At 66.3% G+C, this 18,597-nt stretch carries 14 protein-coding genes; 9 read left to right on the plus strand and 5 right to left on the minus strand.

Features of this window, described 5'->3' with window-relative positions; genetic code table 11:
* The first annotated feature begins 187 nt into the window (after positions 1-187).
* Together P7V53_RS23235 and P7V53_RS23240 are read left to right on the plus strand one after the other, a co-directional pair.
* Complete coding sequence (locus P7V53_RS23235; protein WP_280151877.1) at positions 188-1,207, plus strand: hypothetical protein; 1,020 nt, start codon at positions 188-190, stop codon at positions 1,205-1,207.
* 74 nt (positions 1,208-1,281) lie between these two features.
* The gene (locus tag P7V53_RS23240; protein ID WP_280151878.1) at positions 1,282-3,498 is read left to right on the plus strand and encodes a LamG-like jellyroll fold domain-containing protein; all 2,217 of its coding nucleotides are present in this window, start codon (positions 1,282-1,284) and stop codon (positions 3,496-3,498) included.
* Positions 3,499-3,820: 322 nt separating this feature from the next.
* On the opposite strand, the gene ltrA is transcribed toward P7V53_RS23240, so the two are convergent.
* From ltrA to P7V53_RS23260, 4 genes are all read right to left on the minus strand, one after another.
* Complete coding sequence (ltrA, locus tag P7V53_RS23245) at positions 3,821-5,110, minus strand: group II intron reverse transcriptase/maturase (protein WP_280151879.1); 1,290 nt, start codon at positions 5,108-5,110, stop codon at positions 3,821-3,823.
* A 636-nt stretch (positions 5,111-5,746) separates the two neighbouring features.
* Positions 5,747-7,267 (minus strand): sialidase family protein, encoded by a 1,521-nt coding sequence (locus P7V53_RS23250; RefSeq protein WP_280151880.1) that lies wholly within the window; start codon positions 7,265-7,267, stop codon positions 5,747-5,749.
* A gap of 23 nt (positions 7,268-7,290) precedes the next feature.
* Positions 7,291-7,629, minus strand: a complete 339-nt coding sequence (locus tag P7V53_RS23255) for a hypothetical protein (RefSeq protein WP_280151881.1) — start codon at positions 7,627-7,629, stop codon at positions 7,291-7,293.
* 537 nt (positions 7,630-8,166) lie between these two features.
* Entirely contained in the window at positions 8,167-9,087 is a 921-nt protein-coding gene (locus tag P7V53_RS23260) for a LysR family transcriptional regulator (protein ID WP_280151882.1), read from the minus strand.
* A 137-nt stretch (positions 9,088-9,224) separates the two neighbouring features.
* Here P7V53_RS23260 and P7V53_RS23265 point away from each other — a divergent pair, with 137 nt between their 5' ends.
* The 5 genes from P7V53_RS23265 to P7V53_RS23285 all read left to right on the plus strand — a co-directional run bounded on the left by P7V53_RS23265 (position 9,225) and on the right by P7V53_RS23285 (position 15,177).
* On the plus strand, positions 9,225-10,157 hold the full coding sequence (locus tag P7V53_RS23265) for a dihydrodipicolinate synthase family protein (RefSeq protein ID WP_280151883.1): 933 nt from the start codon (positions 9,225-9,227) through the stop codon (positions 10,155-10,157).
* Positions 10,158-10,269: 112 nt separating this feature from the next.
* Positions 10,270-11,205, plus strand: a complete 936-nt coding sequence (locus P7V53_RS23270; protein WP_280156592.1) for a tripartite tricarboxylate transporter substrate binding protein — start codon at positions 10,270-10,272, stop codon at positions 11,203-11,205.
* 59 nt (positions 11,206-11,264) lie between these two features.
* On the plus strand, positions 11,265-12,458 hold the full coding sequence (locus P7V53_RS23275; RefSeq protein ID WP_280151884.1) for a porin: 1,194 nt from the start codon (positions 11,265-11,267) through the stop codon (positions 12,456-12,458).
* A gap of 397 nt (positions 12,459-12,855) precedes the next feature.
* Complete coding sequence (locus P7V53_RS23280; protein ID WP_280151885.1) at positions 12,856-14,007, plus strand: alpha-hydroxy acid oxidase; 1,152 nt, start codon at positions 12,856-12,858, stop codon at positions 14,005-14,007.
* Positions 14,008-14,253: 246 nt separating this feature from the next.
* Positions 14,254-15,177, plus strand: coding sequence for a transcriptional regulator GcvA (locus tag P7V53_RS23285; protein ID WP_280151886.1), 924 nt, complete (start codon positions 14,254-14,256; stop codon positions 15,175-15,177).
* Between the two features lie 35 nt (positions 15,178-15,212).
* Here P7V53_RS23285 and P7V53_RS23290 read toward each other — a convergent pair whose 3' ends face one another.
* Entirely contained in the window at positions 15,213-15,998 is a 786-nt protein-coding gene (locus tag P7V53_RS23290) for an enoyl-CoA hydratase-related protein (protein WP_280151887.1), read from the minus strand.
* Positions 15,999-16,213: 215 nt separating this feature from the next.
* On the opposite strand from P7V53_RS23290, the gene P7V53_RS23295 reads away from it, so the two are divergent.
* Positions 16,214-17,380, plus strand: a complete 1,167-nt coding sequence (locus P7V53_RS23295; RefSeq protein ID WP_280156593.1) for a fumarylacetoacetate hydrolase family protein — start codon at positions 16,214-16,216, stop codon at positions 17,378-17,380.
* A 16-nt stretch (positions 17,381-17,396) separates the two neighbouring features.
* Positions 17,397-18,593 (plus strand): CoA transferase, encoded by a 1,197-nt coding sequence (locus P7V53_RS23300; RefSeq protein ID WP_280151888.1) that lies wholly within the window; start codon positions 17,397-17,399, stop codon positions 18,591-18,593.
* Positions 18,594-18,597 lie beyond the last annotated feature (4 nt).

The following is an 18,597-nucleotide window of genomic DNA, read 5'->3' on the forward strand; positions in this document are numbered from 1 at the left end:
TCGTACCCGCACGAGGCGCCTTGCCACGACGCTGTTTGCCGCCGTCCTTGCCGCATGCGGTGGTGGATCGAACGGTTCGGGCGACGCTGCTGTGGCACCCGCGCCCGCACCACCGTCGGATCCGGCGCCTGGCGGCGGATCGAACCCTCCACCGGCACCTGGTCCGTCGATCAACGTGGCGCTCGGCATGCCGAATCGGCTTCTCGGCGGCTTGGGTGCCGGCAACTCGATCTCGGACATCACGAGCCAGCAGATCCACCCCGACATCATCGACACGTACCTGGTCGGGGTGGGTAGCGGTTCGTGGCCCACGTGGAACAGCCCCGACGGCGCGTACATCACCTATGTCTCCGCGAACGTCAAGGCCATCGGCGCGGTGCCCATGTTCACGCTCTACCAGATGGCGGCCAAAGGCGAAGGCAATCTCGCCGCCGTCAACGATGCGACCTTCATGGCCAGCTACTGGGCGCAGGTCAAGTTGATGTACCAGAAGATCGGCGCGACGGACCTGCCCACGCTGGTCAACCTGGAACCGGACTTCTGGGGCTTCGCCCTGGCAGGCGCTCCTGGCGGCGATCCGACGAAGCTGCCGGCGCGTGTGAGCATCATGAGCGAGTGCGCAGGCCAACCCGACAACGTCGCAGGCCTGGCGCAATGCCTGTTGACGCTCGGGCGGTCGTATGCGCCCAAGGCGAAGCTCGGGTTTCCGCCGTCGTTCTGGGGCCGCGATGCCACCACCGTCGGCAACTTCATGCTGAAGCTCGGGGCAGACAAGGCCGACTTCATCGTGGCGCAGACGAGCGACCGCGATGCCGGATGCATGGAGGTCGCATCGCCCCCGGCCGAGTGCGCGGGGCGCGGCAACGGACCGTTCTACTGGGACGAAGCCAACGTCGCCACACCCAACTTCCGTCAGGACCTCGACCAGTGGGCCGCTGCGCGAAGCCTGCTCGCCAACCTCCCCATCCTGTACTGGCAGACGCCGATGGGCGTGCCCTCGGCGACCCCCGGCGGCACGCCGGGACACTACCGGGACAACCATGTCCACTACATGCTCACGCACCCGACCGAGTACGCCGCCCGCGGTGTGTTCGCGATCGTGTTCAGCGGAGGCGGAAGCACGTCGGCCAGCATCACGACCGATGGTGGACAGTTCGCGCGCCTCTTCCAGGCTTACTTGGCAAACCCGGCTCCATATCCCCACTGAGCACGTACCGTCGGGCCGGCCTCCGCCGCCTCAGCCGTGACCGGATTTCTTCAACGGAGAACGAGAAAGTAAACATGAGGAAGACCACCGCGCCAGGGACTGACTTCGACGAACTGCCCGACCCGACCCGGCGTGCGTTCTCCTTGGGCCTGGGTCTGTTCCCGATGCTCCCGCTGCTGCCGGGCTGTGGCGCGGGCGCCGAGGACGATGGCCAGTCGGCGCAGGAGCGGTCTGCCCCTGCCTCGGTGAGCGGTGTGTTCCGCCACCCGGGGCTGCTGGTCACCGAAGACGACTTCACCCGCATCCGCGCGCACATCAAGGCCGGCGAGGAGCCGTGGACGGGCTGGTGGAACAAGCTGCGCGCCGAGCGCTTCGCCACCCTGGACACCAGGCCCTACCCACTGCCCGCGGTCTACCGGGCCGACGGCAGCAAGAACGCGCTGTACGTCGACATCTGGCGCGCCTGGACCCTGACGTTGCGCTGGAAGCTGTCCGACCCTCAGGACAACCGCTATGCGGACAAGGCAGTGGAGTTCCTGGACGCCTGGGCGAACACCCTGAAGGAGATCGGGACGGTTCCTCCAGGATCGACCGCCCATGACGACCACACCTTCATCCTGATGGCCGGCATGCAGGGCCACCAGTTGGCGCAGATCGGCGAGATCCTGCGCACCTACCCCGGCTGGGCGCCGGAGAGCATGAAGCGCTTCCAGGAGATGCTGCTCAAGGTCTTCGGCTCGATCTCGTCCTCGTTCCTCAGCGAAGGGCGCATCGGGTCCCATGCCAACTGGGACATGGCCTCCCTCGTCGGCGCAATGGCCATCGGCATCTTCTGCGACCAGCCCGACCTGTACCGCCTGGCCTGCGACTGCTACGCCGGCAACAACCGCGGCAAGCTCAGGACCTTCGGCAACGGCTCCATCGTGCACGGCGTGTACTTCATGCACCCGGGCCACTTCGGGCAGTGGGAGGAGAGCGGCCGCGACCAGGGCCACGCGACGCTGGGCATGTCGCTGGGCGGCGACTTGCTGGAGATGGCCTGGAACCAGGGCGACGATCTCTACGGGCTGTACAACAACCGCTTCCTGGCGGGGGCGGAGTACGTGGCGCGCTCCAACCTGCTGGACGAGAACGGCAAGACCTACCCGATGCCGTTTGCGCGCGAACACAATCCGTCGCAGCCCCACACGTCCCTTTGGACCGAGGTGAACCAGTCGTTCCAGCACGGCCGCAACGCCTGGGAGCCGATCTACAACCACTATGTCAACCGCATGGGGCTCACGGCGCCGAACGTCGCGCGCATGGTGAAGTTGTGCGAGCCGAAGTACGGAGGCAGCAGCGACGACGTCTGGTGGCCGACGCTGATCCATCGCCGCGCGGACTATGCCGCGCCGATGAAGCCGGCGTCGGGCCTCACGGCCCATCTGCGCGCCGACCGCGTCGTGCTGTCGTGGTGGGGCAGCGTCGGTGCAACGTCCTATGCGGTCGAGCGCAGCAACCGGGCCAACGGCCCCTTCACCGTGCTGGGCACGGTCTCGGCGAGCGAACTGCTCACCTACAGCGATGTCCCGTCCAACGGCGTCTGGTTCTACCAGGTCAACATCCAGGGCGCCGGTGCCCCCGCCGGCTCCAACGTGGTTCGAATCGCCGTTCCCGGCGAGCCCCGCTTGGCGATGCCGCTGGACGGCGTGAACAACACCGGCACGGTCGGCACGCTGTTCACCGCCGGCACCTCGGCCTCGGTGGAGGGCACGCTGCTGGACGGTGCCACCTGGGGCGACGGGCGCCGCAACGACAAGGCCATCGTCTTCGACGGCAAGAAGTCGGGCCTGCAGCTGCCGGCGGGGCTATTCAGCGACCTGGACGACTTCAGCGTGTCCCTGTGGGCCTACGCGAATTCGCTGCGCTGGGACACCTCCCTGTTCTTCGCGGGGCAGGACGCGTACTCCTGCATGTTCATCGCACCCAAGGCCGGCCCGGGGGTGCTGCGTTTCGGGATCTTCGGCGCGACGCACAATGACGCGCAGCTCGTCGAAGCCCCCTGGTCCATGCCGATTCGCCGCTGGGTCCATCTGGCGGTCACCTTGCAGGGCAACACCGGGCGGCTCCACGTCGACGGCAGCGAGGTGGCGAAGTCCGACGACATCCTGCTCTCTCCGCGCCAGGTCGGCGACCAGGTGACCTTCCTGGGGCGCAACTGGGCGCATCCATCGTTCGACGGTCGAATCCAGGACTTCCGTGTCCACGCGGGCGCGCTGAGTGCCGCAGAGATCGCAGGGTGGTCGCAGTGACGTTCACGTGTACGGACGGGCACTGAGCGAGCCGCAGCATCGCTTTGTACTGCTGGTCGATCGGTACACGACTCTGCGCGCGGTCGCGGAGCTATGTTTGGCCCGACGGCTGGCAGATGCAAAGCTGCCCGCCGGTGCTGTCCACTCCACTGGTCGTAGTCGGTAGAGTCGAGATGTGGCGCGGTGACGGTAGGTCGGAACATCGCTGTTGCCGCCCCTTTCGGTTGGCGGTGCCCTATGAGCCAGACCATGGCTCCGTTTCCACATCCCGCTCATCGAACCGGACGTGCAGATCTCCCGCATCCGGCTCTCGGACAAGACTTCACGCCTTCGCCCACGTGCGGTTGCGTCCCCGCCAAGTCAGGCGCACGAGCCCGAGTCGGTCGTAGAGGATCGAGGGTGGATAGCCCCCGCCCCGCTTGCGCCGCTGCTTGAACTTGGTCCGCAACCACCGGCGCAACCGCGCGACGGTGTAGCTGTCGATCGCCCGGTATGCGCGGCTGACCGTGCCCACTTGGAAGTAGTTGGCCCAGCCGCGCAGCGTGCGGTTCAGCTTGCCCACCATCTGCGTGGTCTCTTGCCACGTCATCGACGTCGCCGTCATCGCATGGAGCTTTTCCACCATGCGCCGGATGCTCTTCTTGGACGGCCACATGCCCAGTCGGGCCTTGCCAGTCGTCTGCGAGTACACCCGCCCGAACGTGTAGCCCAGGAAGTCGAACGTCCCTTCCGGTACCTTGCAGATCCGTGTCTTCTCCTCGCTGACCGTCAGCTTCAGCTTGCCCATGAGCTCGCGCATTCGTTGCAATGCTTCTTCAGCCTTGCCCTTCCTGCACAGGATCACGAGATCGTCGGCGTAGGTCACGATGCGAGTGCCAAGGCTTTGCTCCAGCCCGAGCTTCTTCCACCCCAGTACGAAGCGGCGCATGTACAGATTCGCCAGCAACGGTGAGATGGGTGAGCCCTGCGGGATGCCGCGCCCGTTGTCCTTGGCCTCGGTCGTGCGTGTCTTGCGGCCTCGGTCGTCGGTCTCCTCCACGGAGCATTCCAGCCACATCTTGATCAGATGCAGCACACGCGCATCCACGATGCGCCGCGCGAGCGACAGCATCAATTCGGCGTGCGGGATGCTCCCGAAGTAGTCCGCGAGATCCGCGTCCACGACTTCCGGGTGGCCCCAGAACAGCGTCTCTTCCACATCGATCACCGCTTGCTGGGCATTGCGGCCCGGCCTGTAGGCGTACTGCTCGGGTGGAAGATCAGCTTCGAAGATCGGTTCGAGCACCAGCATCGCTGCTGTCATGCACACCCGATCGCGCAGGGTCGAGATGCCCAGCGGCCTGAGTTTGCCGTTGGCCTTCGGGATGAACACTCGTCTGATGGGGTCCGGTCGGTAGCTCTCTTCCTTGAGCGCAAGCGCCAGTTCGCCCAACCACCGCTGCACGCCGTACGCCTCGACATCCGCGAAGTCCTGACCGTCCACGCCCGATGTGCCCTTGTTGGAGCGGCACTGGGCCCAGGCATGAGCCAGAACATCGTCGCGGCTGATCTTGTCGTACAGCGCGTAGAAGCGGAAGCCAGGCTCGGCCTTCGCTTTCGCGTGCAACGCCATCTGCAGCTTCTGAACACTTTTCGGAGTTGATAGGTTGCCCAATCTCCAGGTCCCTCGCCACTTGCTGCGTTCGTCTTGAACTGAGGCCCCTTCCCTCCACCGGCATTACCCGGCTTCGGCAGTACTACGAGCCTCTCCGCCACCCCAAGGCGCCCGGCCTGTCCGTCACCGGCTGCCGGTTGGTCGTCCCCAACCACGCCGAGGGGCTTCCCGTGTTGCGCGCGCTTTCCTTGTGTACGTGCTGTCGCCACTACCCCGGCGCAGCCACTGGCGGCACTGCATCGCTCATCCGGCCAGTGATCTCAGCCTTCCCCGAAAGGGTTGTCGGGTCGGCCTGCGCATCGTCCTTTTCGAGGCTTGCTCAGCGTTCACTCGCGTTACGGCCCGCACACTCGCGCTGCCACCTATTCGTGGCACGCTTACCCGAAGGCTTCAGCCATTTCGTTGCCTCCATGACTGCTCCGGTTGCTTCCGGCTGGAGCGGTTGCCGGGTGGGATTTGCACCCACTGGAAAGCGCCGCCTTTTCACGGCGCACACCCGAAGCGGACACTCGCACAGGGCGAGCAGTGCTTCGGCACGGCCGGCAGCGGCACAAACATCCCCCGTGGCTTGAACGCTTCCGCCGATCCTTGCGGTCACTTGGCGATCGAACGGAAGAAGCCGTTGGCGCGGTCGGCATTGGAGGATTGCGGGAAGAAGGCCAAGTACGCATCGCGAGTTGCCGCAAGACCGAGATAGTCGCCGAGGAAGAGACCGCGGGCCACTGGCGCTTGCGCGAAGTCGAACGATGTGTCCGTGAGCCGGATTTCTCCGCCCCAGTGCGAAGGCTCGTCACACTTGGACTTGCAAAAGACCATCCAGTGGTCCGCGAGCTCACCGATGTCAGCGTCGTTGCGGAAGTCGTAGTGGGTCACGACCACTGTGCCGTTGCCGCTCACGGCGACCGACGGCAGAAACGCTTGTTGGGTCAGCGGTCTGAGGGAGTCGCGCGGCGTCTGATTGACCCTGATCGGGCTGGACCAGGTACGGCCACGGTCCGTAGACTGGCTAAAGGCAACCTCATCGACATCGCTGAAGCGCGAATCCTGCCAGACCGCGTACAGGTGCCCGTTCCTTGGGTCGACCGCGACGTCGAACAGGGCGGATCCGCTTCGGACAGGGAGCTGAAGATCTGGCGTGTAGATGTCGAAGGTGCGAATGACCGCGATCTCTGTCCCGCCCCCGGTCGTGTCCCAGGTCAGGCCCTTGTCATCCGATCGAATCACGGTCAGGCGCAACGGGTCCGAGTTGAAGGTACCGTCGGGATTGACACTGACAATCTTGTCGAAGAAGTTGAGCAACATGCCATTCGGCGGGACAACGATCTGGCTACCGATGACCTGATTGTTCAGCCCAGGATCGAAGATTTCGCGCGCCGGCTCCCAGCTCACGCCTCCGTCGGTAGTCCGCGCGAAATAGGCCGGTCCTTTGAAGATAAACCCGACGGCCGGGTCAATCTCCAGACGATCCCATACCGCATAGACGAGGTCCGAATTCTTGGGATCCGCAGTGATCGAATTCTTGTCATTGAGAAATCGCGGATCGGTGTCCGACTGGATCAGGATCGGACTGCTCCAGGTGCGCCCGCCGTCGAGCGACCGGCTTACCGCCATCGCGCTCGGCCCAAAACCTCCGGGGGCCGAGGGCGGGGGATCGATGTCGAACAGCAGGCTCATCTGATGGAGCACGCCGTTGGGGCTGAATGAGAGCCAGGGATCGGATGCTCGCTCGTACGGGCCGCCCGAGCACTGCGACAAGCCGGGAACGATGACGGTCTCCCAAGTGGCTCCGCCGTCCCAGCTCGACGCAGCGACGTTTGCCCTGGATCCACCATTGGACCATCGGTCCTGCTGGTAGAAGGCGACGATGTTCTTCGAGTTGGTGGGGTTCACCTCTAGCCAGGGCTCCACCTCGGCGTGGAGGTAGTTGATGCCGCCGCCGAATACGCTGCCCGCGAAGTTCCCGCATGCCGAAAACGGCGGAAGAGGGCTTGCCCCGGAGACCTGCACCAGCGGCCCAAGCCTGACCTTGCTATCCGCCCACGCGATGCCGGTGGCAATTCCAACCAGCGCAATCGAGCCAATCCCGCACAGCTTCGCAAAACTCGTCCGCGACATGGCGACGTCTCCTTCTGCCTGGTTCAACGAATCGTGTAAGGGGCCGGCATTCCGGCCTTGATTTCGCTGGCATCCAGGACACCATCCCGATTCGAATCGAGCCGCTCCCAGAAATGCGCGGTCGCCGGCTCCGTGGCCCCCGCAGGAGCGGACCTGGAGCCAACGGAGATGCGGCTTTGCGCCATCGCGGTCTCGAACTCTGACCACGAGACGACCCCGTCGCCGTTGCGATCCATGGCGCGCGCTATTTGGCGAGCTCGCTCGTCCGTGATTCGGGGCGTCGAGCGTTCTTGAGCCGCGACGGTGACGCAAGTCGAGCTGAGAACCACGGTAACGATCAGGTCGAGACGGAATCTGCGCATGTCGAACTCCGGTGTTGGCAATCCGCGCGATTCGGTAGGTACAGGCAAGTCCGTCCGACTCTTTAGCCATGCGCGCGATGGCCAGGATCCATGGGCGCTGCAGAGGACATTGTGCGCGCAGAATTGCCGCGTCGAAAGGGGCGTTGTCTTGTGGCAGCCGGGTCAGGCCGCGAGTAACGACGCTCGCGGAAGTGCGAGCGAGCCGCCTGCCGCACGCGCCGCTTGGCCTCACCAGCGAGCGGCCGGGACGGCGTGCGAATGACCGCTCCTGGCCCGGCAGGAGCCCGCCAGTGGATGAATCCGACCGTCAGCTCAGAGTCGCGCAGCAGCCGCTGGGTGAGGCCATGACGGCTGTCGGATGCGAAGCTGCCCGCCAGTCCTGCAACCGCACCGGTGGTAGTCGACCCATGCCGGTCGGTCACGCGGCGGCCGCGTATGACGGCAAAGCTGTGCCAAGCGGACAAAGCGGTCCGAGGTTGAGGTGACACCACGCAGGTGGCATCCGCGGCCGGAACAAGACCCCTCGCGACCTTCCATTCAGGCCGACGGCTCGGTCAGCTGATGCCCCCACGACTCCACCAATTGCTCCAGCATGCTCGCCACCACTCTGCACGCCGGGGAGAGCTTGCCTTGCTTGGGCAGCGCGAGCGCGATGTAGCGTGAAAGGGCGGGCCTGACCAGCTTGCTGGCCTGCAACCGTCCACTGCGCAATTCGGCCGACACGGAGTACGGTCCGAGGATCGAGTAGAGCCCCCGTCCTCGCGCAACGAGCTCCTTCTGCACCGTCAGCGAATCTGCCTCGACCGCGGGCTCGAGCTTGAAGCCCAGGCTGCGCGCCGTTTCATCGAGTGCATGGCGCCAATGGCTCGGACGGCGCGGCAGCACGAGCCGCAGTCCTTCGAGCCGCGAGAAGCTCAGCGTCGCGTCCTGGGTCAGCGGATCGCCCGCGGCCGAGACGAGGTAGGTGTGCGCCACACAAAGCTGCACCTCCTCGCCCCCGCTCGGCTTGTGGAACCGGAACAGAACCGCCATGTCGACGCTGCCGCTGTCCAGCATCGCGTCGAGATCAGCGCCCTGCGCTTCGGCAATGTCCAGCCGGATTCCCGGATGTTCGACCTGCAGTCGTTCGAACAGGCGCGTCGTGAGTGGATGAGCGGCTGACGGAATGATGCCCAGGCGCACCTCACCGAGCAGCAGGCCCGACTCCGAGCGCAACTCCTGTGTGAGTCGTTCCGTTTCCTGCAGCCACGGGCGCAGCCGCACCACTGCACGAGTCCCCAGTTCGGTCAACGCAACGCCGCGTCCAGTACGCCGGAACAGCGTGCCGCCGCATTCCGCTTCGAAGTCTGTGATCTGCCGGCTGATGTGCGACTGCACGGTCTGGCGGCGCGCCGCCACCTTGCTGAGACTGCCGGCCTCTGCCACCTCGAGGAACAGCCTGACGCTCGATACGTTCATCGCTTCGCCTCGGATGACTTGCCAAAAAAGGCAAGTCTGAAAGCTCTGAATTCTATCTAGGCGGTGAGCCGACCACTTCCTAAAGTGCGGACACCGCAACGACACGCGGCCCCACCTACCCCCTGAAAGGAGACGACATGACCACCCCTCTCGACCTGCGCGGCCTCATTCCCGCCCCTGTCACCCCCTTCACCCGCGACGGCGCCGTCGACTACGCCGCGATCCAGCGCCTGGGCTCATGGCTCGGCAGCGTCCCCGGCGTCACCGGGCTGACCGTGCTGGGCCACGCCGGCGAAGGCACCTTCCTCGAGCGTGACGAGCAATCCAAGGTCATCGAGGCCTTCAAGGAGTCGGTCGGCGGTCGCGTGCCGATCATCGCGGGCATCACGCTCGAAGGCACGCAGGTCGCGGCCGACGAGGCCAAGCGTGCGGTCAAGGCCGGCGCGTCGGCGGGCCTCGTCTACCCGTCGCACGGCTGGCTGCGCTTCGGCTACCAGAAGGGTGCGCCGCAAGACCGCTACCGCGCCATCTTCGAGGAAAGCGGCCTGCCGCTGATCCTGTTCCAGTACCCCGACGCCACGAAGGCGACCTACAACCTCGAGACGCAACTCGAGATTGCCGCGCAGCCCGGCGTGTTCGCGATGAAGAACGGCGTGCGCAACATGAAGCGCTGGGACACCGAGATCCCCGTGATCCGCCGCGAGCGCCCCGACCTGCAGATCTTCACCTGCCACGACGAGTACCTGCTGCACACGATGTTCGACGTGGACGGCGCGCTGGTCGGCTATGGCGGCATCGCGCCGGAACCGCTGGTCGAGATGATCAAGGCCGGCAAGGCCAAGGACTACAAGAAGGCACGCGAGATCCATGACCGCCTGCTGCCGGTGACGTCGAACGTCTACCACCGCGGATCGCACATGGAAGGCTCGGTGGCGCTCAAGTGGGCACTGGTCGCCCGCGGAATCCTCGAGCACGCGACAGTCCGCCCTCCGCTGCTGCCGCTGGCCGACGGCGCCCAGAAGGAGATCGCCGACGCGATGCGCGCCGCAGGTCTGGGCCCCGTGCGCTGAAGTGCGAGTCGGTGCGCGACGGGGCGTGTGCGCCCCGCGCGCGCCCACCCATGTGAGACAGGAGACAAAGATGAAATCGCAACGGCGACGCGTGGCCACGGCCGCGGCGTTGATGATGATCCTGCCTGCGCTGGCGCAGGCAGGCGGCTTCCCCGAACGCGGCGAGACACTGCGCATCGTCGTGCCGTTCGCGGCCGGCGGCGGCGTCGACAACGCGGCGCGGCTGCTCGGAGAGCAGTTGCGCAAGCAACTCGGCCTGACGGTGATCGTGGACAACAAGGCCGGGGCGAGCGGCTCGATCGGCGGAAACGCGGTGAAGACCGCTCCTGCGGACGGCTACACGCTGCTCTTCTCTGCAGCGACGCACGTGCTCGCCAAGCAGGTGCTGACCAAGTCGCCGTACGACCCGCAGACCGACTTCGAGCCGGTGGCGCGCGTCGGAGAAGCACCGCTGATGCTGGTCATCCCGCCGGCGAAGCCGCAGAAGAACCTGGCTGATGTGCTGGCGGCGGCCCGACAGCAGCCCGAGAAGTGGACCGCGGCGATTCCGGCCGCGGGGGCGCCGAGCCACCTCGCCACGCTGCTGCTGGCCAAGCAGGGCGATGTGAAGTTCACCTTCGTGCCGTACAAGGGCACGCAACCGGCGCTCGTCGACGTGGGCGGCGGGCATGTGGACCTGCTGCTCGATTCGATGATCGCGCTTCAGCAGCTTGCCAAGTCAGGCAAGGTGAAGGCGATCGCCATCACGTCGGCCAAGCGCAGCGCGCTCGCACCGGACGTTCCCACCGTCAGTGAGAGCGGCATCGCGAACTTCTCCTATGTCAGTTGGTACGGCGTATGGGCGCCGAAGGGCACGCCGCCCGAGCGCATCGCGGTGCTCAACAAGGCCATCAATGCCGCCGTCGGCGAACTGGGGAAGTCCGGCGCTTACGCGAGCCTCGGCATCGAGCCCGTCAGCGAAACACCGGAACAGTTCAAGCGCTACGTCGCTGCCGACGTCACGCAAGGCGCCGGGTTGCTGAAGAACTCGGGCTTCAAGCCGGAGTAGCTCTCCCGCGCGGCGGCAAGCGACCGCACGGAGCTCCCACCATCGTTGCCTCTGGCGTTGTGGACGCCCATGGCGGCGCATTGCCCGATGGATCACGAACGGCGCGCCAGCGCCTTGCACACTCAACGGAGACAGGTATGGAGAAGATCAAGACGCTGTGCGCGGCGGGACTCGGTTTCGCTTGCGCATCGACGATGGCGCAGTCCACAGTCACGGTCTCGGGGACCATGGACCTTGCGCTGCGGCACGTGCGCAACGGCTCGCTCGGATCGGTTTCGTCCGAGGTGAGCGGCTCCAACGCGACGAGCAAGCTGATCATCCGCGGCACGGAAGACATGGGCGGCGGACTCAGCGCAGGCTTCTACCTCGATGGAACGATTCTCGGCGACACGGGCGGCGCCGGCGCCAGCGCTCCGTCACAGCAGTTCTGGGACCGTCGATCGACGGTGAGCCTGGCCCATTCGCGATACGGCGAGATTCGCCTCGGCCGCGATTGGGTGCCCACGCACCTCGTGTGGACCGGCTTCGATCCCTTCACGACGCTCGGCGTGGCAAGCGCGAACAGCTTCCGCTCCGTCGCCGCCTCGCGCGCGCTGGGCCAGGCGTTCGGCACGGCGCCCGAGGCGCAGGCCGCCAACCCGACGCTACGCGTCAGCAACGCGGCGGAGTTCTGGTTGCCTGGCGGCCTCGGTGGCGTGTATGGAAACCTCATCGTCACGGCGGGCGAAGGAGGCACAACGGCCGCGGGCTTCACGAAAGGAGACGGATTCCGACTCGGTTGGGCCCAGGGCGCCATCCACGTGGCTGTCGCGCAGTTCACGACGCGCAACGCGGCAGGACACCAGCGCTTCAAGGACCAGGTGATCGGCGCTTCGTATGACTTCGGCCCGGCCAAAGTCGATATCGCGCAGCGGCGTTGGACATTCGGTGCGGACCGGACGGTAAACACTCAGGTGGGCGCTGTGATCCCTGCCGGGCCCGGCAACATCAAGCTGACCTGGATGCGAGCCGACCAGACCGGCGCAACCGCGGCGCAGAGTGCCGACGATGCGTCTCTGTTGGGGGCCGGCTATGTCTACCCCTTGTCCAGGCGCACCGCGGTGTACGCACACGCTGCCCGCATCGACAACAAGGGGGCGGCCGCATTCGCCATCCCGGGTGGTCCCGCTGTGAGCGGGACGTCGACTGCAGCCAACTTCTTCGGTGGTCAGAAATCGACCGCGTACGAAGTGGGCATCCGGCACGACTTCTGAAACGCAACGACGCTTCCGAGAGGATTCAAGTGAAGCCCATTCTTCCCGTAGGACTCTGTCGCAGCCCAGGCATCTTCAACGCCCGTGGCAGGCGATTGATGATCGACTTTCTCAACCGATGGTTGATGGAACTGGGGCTGACGACTGTCTAGGACAACAGTCGGACGGAACGCGAAATCCCATGTGAAGCCGCCCGTCAGCGATCCGAACCGAATCTCCGGAAGCGGCCGCACCCTGCGACCGCTTGGAACGTCGCTGCGATCGATCGAACCGGACAAGGCAGAGGAAGCGCAGCTTTTCTTGAACGGGCCGCTAGAACTTTTCATTTGGCACGAGAGCCGGTCCTTCATAGACTTCGACGCACCACAGGTTGGCCAGCTTCTCGCATCACCCTTTCATGTCCGTTATCACCAGCATCGAAGACCTCCGCTTGCTCGCCAAGAAGCGCGTTCCGCGCATGTTCTACGACTACGCCGACGCTGGTTCGTGGACCGAGGGAACCTACCGGGCGAATGAGGCCGATTTCCAGAAGATCCTGCTGCGCCAGCGCGTGGCGGTGAACCTTGCCGACCGCAGCACGCGCACCCGCATGCTCGGCCAGGACGTGGCAATGCCCGTCGCCATCGCCCCCACCGGCCTCACCGGCATGCAGCACGCCGACGGCGAGATCCTCGCCGCGCGCGCCGCCAAGGCCTTCGGCATTCCCTTCACGCTGTCCACCGTAAGCATCTGCTCCCTCGAGGACGTCGCCGAAGGCACCGACGGCCATCCCTTCTGGTTCCAGCTCTACGTCATGCGCGACCGCGCCTTCGTCGAGCGCCTTATCGACCGGGCCAAGGCCGTCAACTGTTCGGCCCTCGTGCTCACGCTCGACCTGCAGATCAGCGGCCAGCGGCACAAGGACCTGAAGAACGGCCTGTCCGCGCCGCCCAAGCTCACCCTGCTGAACCTCCTCAACATGGCGGGCAAGCCACGCTGGTGCATGGGCATGCTGGGCACCAGGCGCCACACCTTCCGCAACATCGTCGGCCACGCCCAGGGCGTCGACAACCTGGCCTCGCTGGCGGAATGGACGGCCCGGCAGTTCGACCCGACGCTGAGCTGGGACGACGTGGCCTGGATCCGCAAGCGCTGGAGCGGCAAGCTGGTGCTCAAGGGCATCCAGGACGTCGAGGACGCGCGCCTCGCCTGCGCGACCGGGGCAGACGCGCTGATCGTCTCCAACCACGGCGGTCGCCAGCTCGACGGCGCGCCGTCCTCCATCACCGCACTCTCCCCCATTGTGGAGGCGGTGGGCGACAAGATCGAGGTCCACATGGACGGCGGCATCCGCTCGGGCCAGGACGTGCTCAAGGCCGTCGCCCTCGGCGCCAAGGGCACGTACATCGGCCGGTCGATGCTCTACGGGCTGGGCGCGATGGGCGAAGCTGGCGTCGCCAAGGCGCTGGAGATCATCCACAAGGAGCTCGACCTGACGATGGCGTTCTGTGGCCACACGGACATCAACTCAGTCGACCGCGGCATCCTGCTGCCCACCGCGCGCCACTAGTGGCCTCTAACGGTCGATTCGGGAGTGAAGGCCGCGCAGGCGGCGCGCAGGACAAGGCGCAAACCGCAGCGATGCCCGCAGGCATCGCGAGCATTTGCAACGCGGCCATGCGCGTCGCCTGCGCGGCAGGCACTTCCGAATCGGCCGTTACAGGCTACTAGTCCAAGTTGAGCAGGCGAGGTCCATGCGCCACCCGCAGCCGATGCGGGAAGATGGCTACTGCGCAGCGCTAGACTGACCCTTCCCATGGCGCGCCAGATCCCACCACTCAATCCTCTGCGAACGTTCGAGGTCGCGGCCAGGCACTTGAGCTTCACACGCGCCGCGGAAGAGCTCTTCGTCACCGCGGCCGCGGTGAGCCACCAGATCAAGACTCTCGAGGAAAGCCTCGGCGTATTGCTGTTCGTGCGACAGCCGAAGTCAATGGTGCTCACCGAAGCCGGCAAGGCCTACCTGCCCGCGATCCAGCAGGCGTTCAGGCAGATGGCCGAGGCCACGCACCAGCTCCACGTGCGCGGCAAGCCCGCCGTGCTGAAGGTCAACATGCCGCCGACCTTCGCCGTGAAGTGGCTGGTCCCGCGGATGGCTCACTTCATGAAGGAGCACCCGGAGATCGACCTGAAGGTCTCCACGTCGGCCAAGCTGGTGGACTTCGCGCGCGACGACGTCGACGTGGCGATTCGCTACGGACGCGGCATCTATCCCGGGCTGCACTCGCAGCTGTGCCTGCCGGTCGAGGTGTTCCCGGTGTGCAGCCCCGCGCTGCTCGATGGCGAGCATCCGCTGCGCACGCCCGACGACTTGCGCTACCACACGCTCCTGCACGACGACAGCAGCTATGCCGACGTGAGCAATCCCGACTGGGCGATGTGGCTGAGGCACGCCGGCGTGAACAGCGTCGACGCGACGCGCGGTCCCTCGTTCTGGCCGAGTCATCTCGTCATCAATGCGGCGATCGACGGGCTGGGCGTGGCGCTCGCCAAGAAGAACTGGGTCGTCGCCGACCTCGCCGCCGGCCGCCTGGTGCGGCCCTTCGACATCAGCCTGCCGGTCGAGTTCTCGTACTTCCTCATCTACCCGGAGTCGCGGGTGGGCGACCCGCTGATCACCACATTTGCGCGCTGGGTGCGCGATGAAGTGGCAGGCGACAGGCTGTCCGCGGGTTCGTGACTTCACGGTCCCTCCCGCTTGCGGGATAGGTGTCCCTATTCGCCGACGAACGCCGCCTTCGTCTTGTCCAGAAACGCCTGGTACCCGATGCCGAAGTCCTTCGAATCGAAGCAGGCATAGCACTCGTCGAGCTCCGACTCGCTGAGCGGCGCCGGATCAGCCAGGCGGCGAACGAACTTCTTGTGCCAGCGAGCGACCAGCGGTGCGCCTTCGCAGATGCGCGCGGCCGTGGCTTCGATCTCGCCTGCCACTGCGTCGTCGGCGACGACGCGGTTGACCAGTCCCTTGGCCAGCGCCTCGTCGGCGCAAAACACACGCCCCTCGAGAAGAATCTCCAGCGCCGCGGCTTTACCGGTCAGCGCAATCAGGGCATTGAGCTCGCTGTACGACACCACCAGCCCCAGCCGCTTGACCGGGATGCCGAAGCGGCTCGACGTGCCGCAGATCCGCATGTCGCACATCGACGCGATCTCCAGGCCGCCGCCGACGCAGGCGCCATGGATCTGCGCGATGACCGGGTGCGGGCAATTGGCGATCGCTTCCAGCGCCGCATGCGTGATGCGGGCATAGGCACGCGCCTGCTCGCGGTTGGAGCGAACGGTCGCGAATTCGGCCACGTCGGCACCGGCGGCGAAGGCCTTCTCGCCGGCGCCGCGCAGCACGACGCAACGCAGTGCCGCGTCGGCGGACAGCGCGACGAACGCGCGTTCCAGTTGGCGCCACATGGCGGTATCGAGCGCGTTCATGCGCTGCGGGCTGTCGAGCGTGACGGTGGCGATGCGGCGGGCTCGATCGATGGAGGTGGTGACGGTGCTCGTCATGCAATGGCGTCCTGTGCTGGAGGAAAGAAGCTCTTGGCGGGCGAGTCTACGGACGCTGCGTGAGCGGCTCAAACGATCATTTCTCGCGCGGGCCGCAAGAAAAATTTGTCCGCCCATGCCTTCCTAGTTTTTCTGGGCTATCGCTCAAGAATTTGTCGTTTGCCGGGCCCGCGCTCGATACCTATTCTTCCGACCTCACCTGCATCGACCCCGCAATGCACAGCCGCCTCACTCCCGACTCCGTCCTGCCGCACGATCACGCCGACGCCATGGTGGTCGGGCGCGTGTGGCTGCCGGCGCGCGGCGGGCCTCTGCCGGTGCTCGTGAAGGGCGGCGAGTTGCACGACCTGAGCCCGATCGCACGCACCGTCAGCCAACTGCTCGAAATCGAATCCCCGGTGGCGGCGATCCGCTCCGCTGCCCGCCTGCCGCAAGTCGCGAGCCTCGCCGACGTCCTCGCCAACACCGACCCTGCACAGCGCGACACCAAGCGCCCGTGGCTCCTCGCCCCCTGCGACCTGCAGGCGCTGAAGGCCAGCGGCGTCACCTTCGTCGCCAGCCTGCTCGAGCGCGTCATCGAGGAGCAGGCCCGCGGCGACGCGTCGCGCGCCGACGCCGTGCGACGCGCGGTGACAGAGGTCATCGGCACGGATCTCTCGAGCATCAAGCCCGGCTCGCCCGAGGCGATGCGCGTCAAGCAGGTGCTCGTCGACAAGGGCGCCTGGTCGCAGTACCTCGAAGTCGGTATCGGGCCGGACGCGGAGATCTTCACCAAGTCGCAGCCGCTGTCCGCGGTGGGCTGCGGTGTCGAAGCGGGCATCCATCCGCAATCGACCTGGAACAACCCGGAGCCGGAGATCGTGCTCGCGGTGAACAGCCGCGGTCGCGTGCAGGGCGCGACGCTCGGCAACGACGTGAACCTGCGCGACTTCGAAGGCCGCAGCGCGCTGCTACTCGGCAAGGCCAAGGACAACAACGCCTCGTGCGCGATCGGCCCGTTCATCCGGCTGCTCGACGAGACCTTCACGATCGACGACGTGCGCGCCTGCGAGCTCGCGCTGCAGGTCGACGGCCCGGACGGCTTCACGCTGGCCGGCAGCAGCTCGATGTCGCGCATCAGCCGCGACCCGCTCGATCTCGTCGCGCAGGCCATCGGCCCCCACCACCGCTACCCCGACGGGATGATGCTCTTCCTCGGCACGATGTTCGCGCCGACCGCCGACCGCTTCGAGCCCGGACATGGCTTCACCCATGTCGTCGGCGACATCGTCACCGTCCACACGCCGCGCCTCGGCGCGTTGATCAACCGCATCGCGCACACCGACAAGACCGAGCCGTGGACGTTCGGCATCGCCGCGCTGATCGCCCACCTGAATCACTGAACCGGATAAGCCCTCCATGACCCTTCCTTTGTCCCACCTCAAGGTCCTCGACGTCAGCCAGGTGATGGCCGGCCCCTTCTGCTGCATGCTGCTCGGCGACATGGGCGCAGACGTCATCAAGGTCGAGCCGCCCGGCGTCGGCGACCAGACGCGACGCGCGATGGGATTTCGCCTGAAGGGCGAGGACAGCGGCGGCTTCCTCGCGCTGAACCGCAACAAGCGCAGCATCGAGCTGAACCTGAAGAACGTGTCAGGCCGCGAGGCGTTCTACGAACTCGTGCGCAGCGCCGACGTGCTGGTCGAGAACAACCGTCCCGGCGTCGCCGCGCGCCTGCGCATCGACTACCCGACGCTGAAGGAGATCAACCCCAAGCTCGTCTACGCCAGCATCTCGGGCTTCGGACAGACCGGCCCGTGGTCGCAGCGGCCGGGCTTCGACCTGATCGCGCAGGCAATGACCGGCGTGATGAGCGTGATGGGCTACCCCGGCATGGCGCCGGTGAAGTCGAGCGTCCCGGTGGCCGACCTGGGCGCGGGCCTGTTCGCGGTGTACGCGATCCTGAGCGCGGTGACAGGCCGCGACCGCAGCGGCCAGGGCCAGTACATCGATGCCTCGCTGTTCGAAGCCGCGCTCGGCCTGTCGATCTGGGAGACCGCCGAGTACTGGGGCACGGGCGAAGTGCCGGCGCCGATCGCCAGCGCCAACCGCATGAGTGCGCCGTACCAGGCGGTGCGCGCGTCGGACCGCCACTTCGTCATCGGCGCGGCCAACCAGAAGCTGTGGGTCAGCCTGTGCAAGGTGATCGGCCGCGAGGACCTGATCGCCGATCCGCGCTTCACCGACAACGTCGCACGCCTGCGCAACCGCGCCCCGCTCATCGAGGAGATCGAGGCCAGCTTCGCCAAGCGCACCGCTGACGCATGGGTCGCGGCGCTGCTGGACGCGGGCGTGCCCGCCGCGCCGATCTACGACTACGCCGAGGCGCTGGTCAGCGAGCAGTCGCAGGCGCGCGAGATGGTGATGTCGATCGAGCACCCGGTGGAAGGCCGCGTCAACACGCTCGGCTTCCCGGTCAAGCTGGGCGGCACGCCGCAGCAGGTGCGCTACCCGGCGCCGCTGCTGGGCCAGCACACCGACGAGATCCTTCTCGAAGCGGGCTTCGGCAAGCAGGACATCGAGTCCTTCCGCTTGCGCGGTGCCTTCGCTTCCTGATGCG

It is taken from the genome of Piscinibacter sp. XHJ-5 (genome assembly GCF_029855045.1).
Lineage (GTDB): Bacteria > Pseudomonadota > Gammaproteobacteria > Burkholderiales > Burkholderiaceae_C > Albitalea.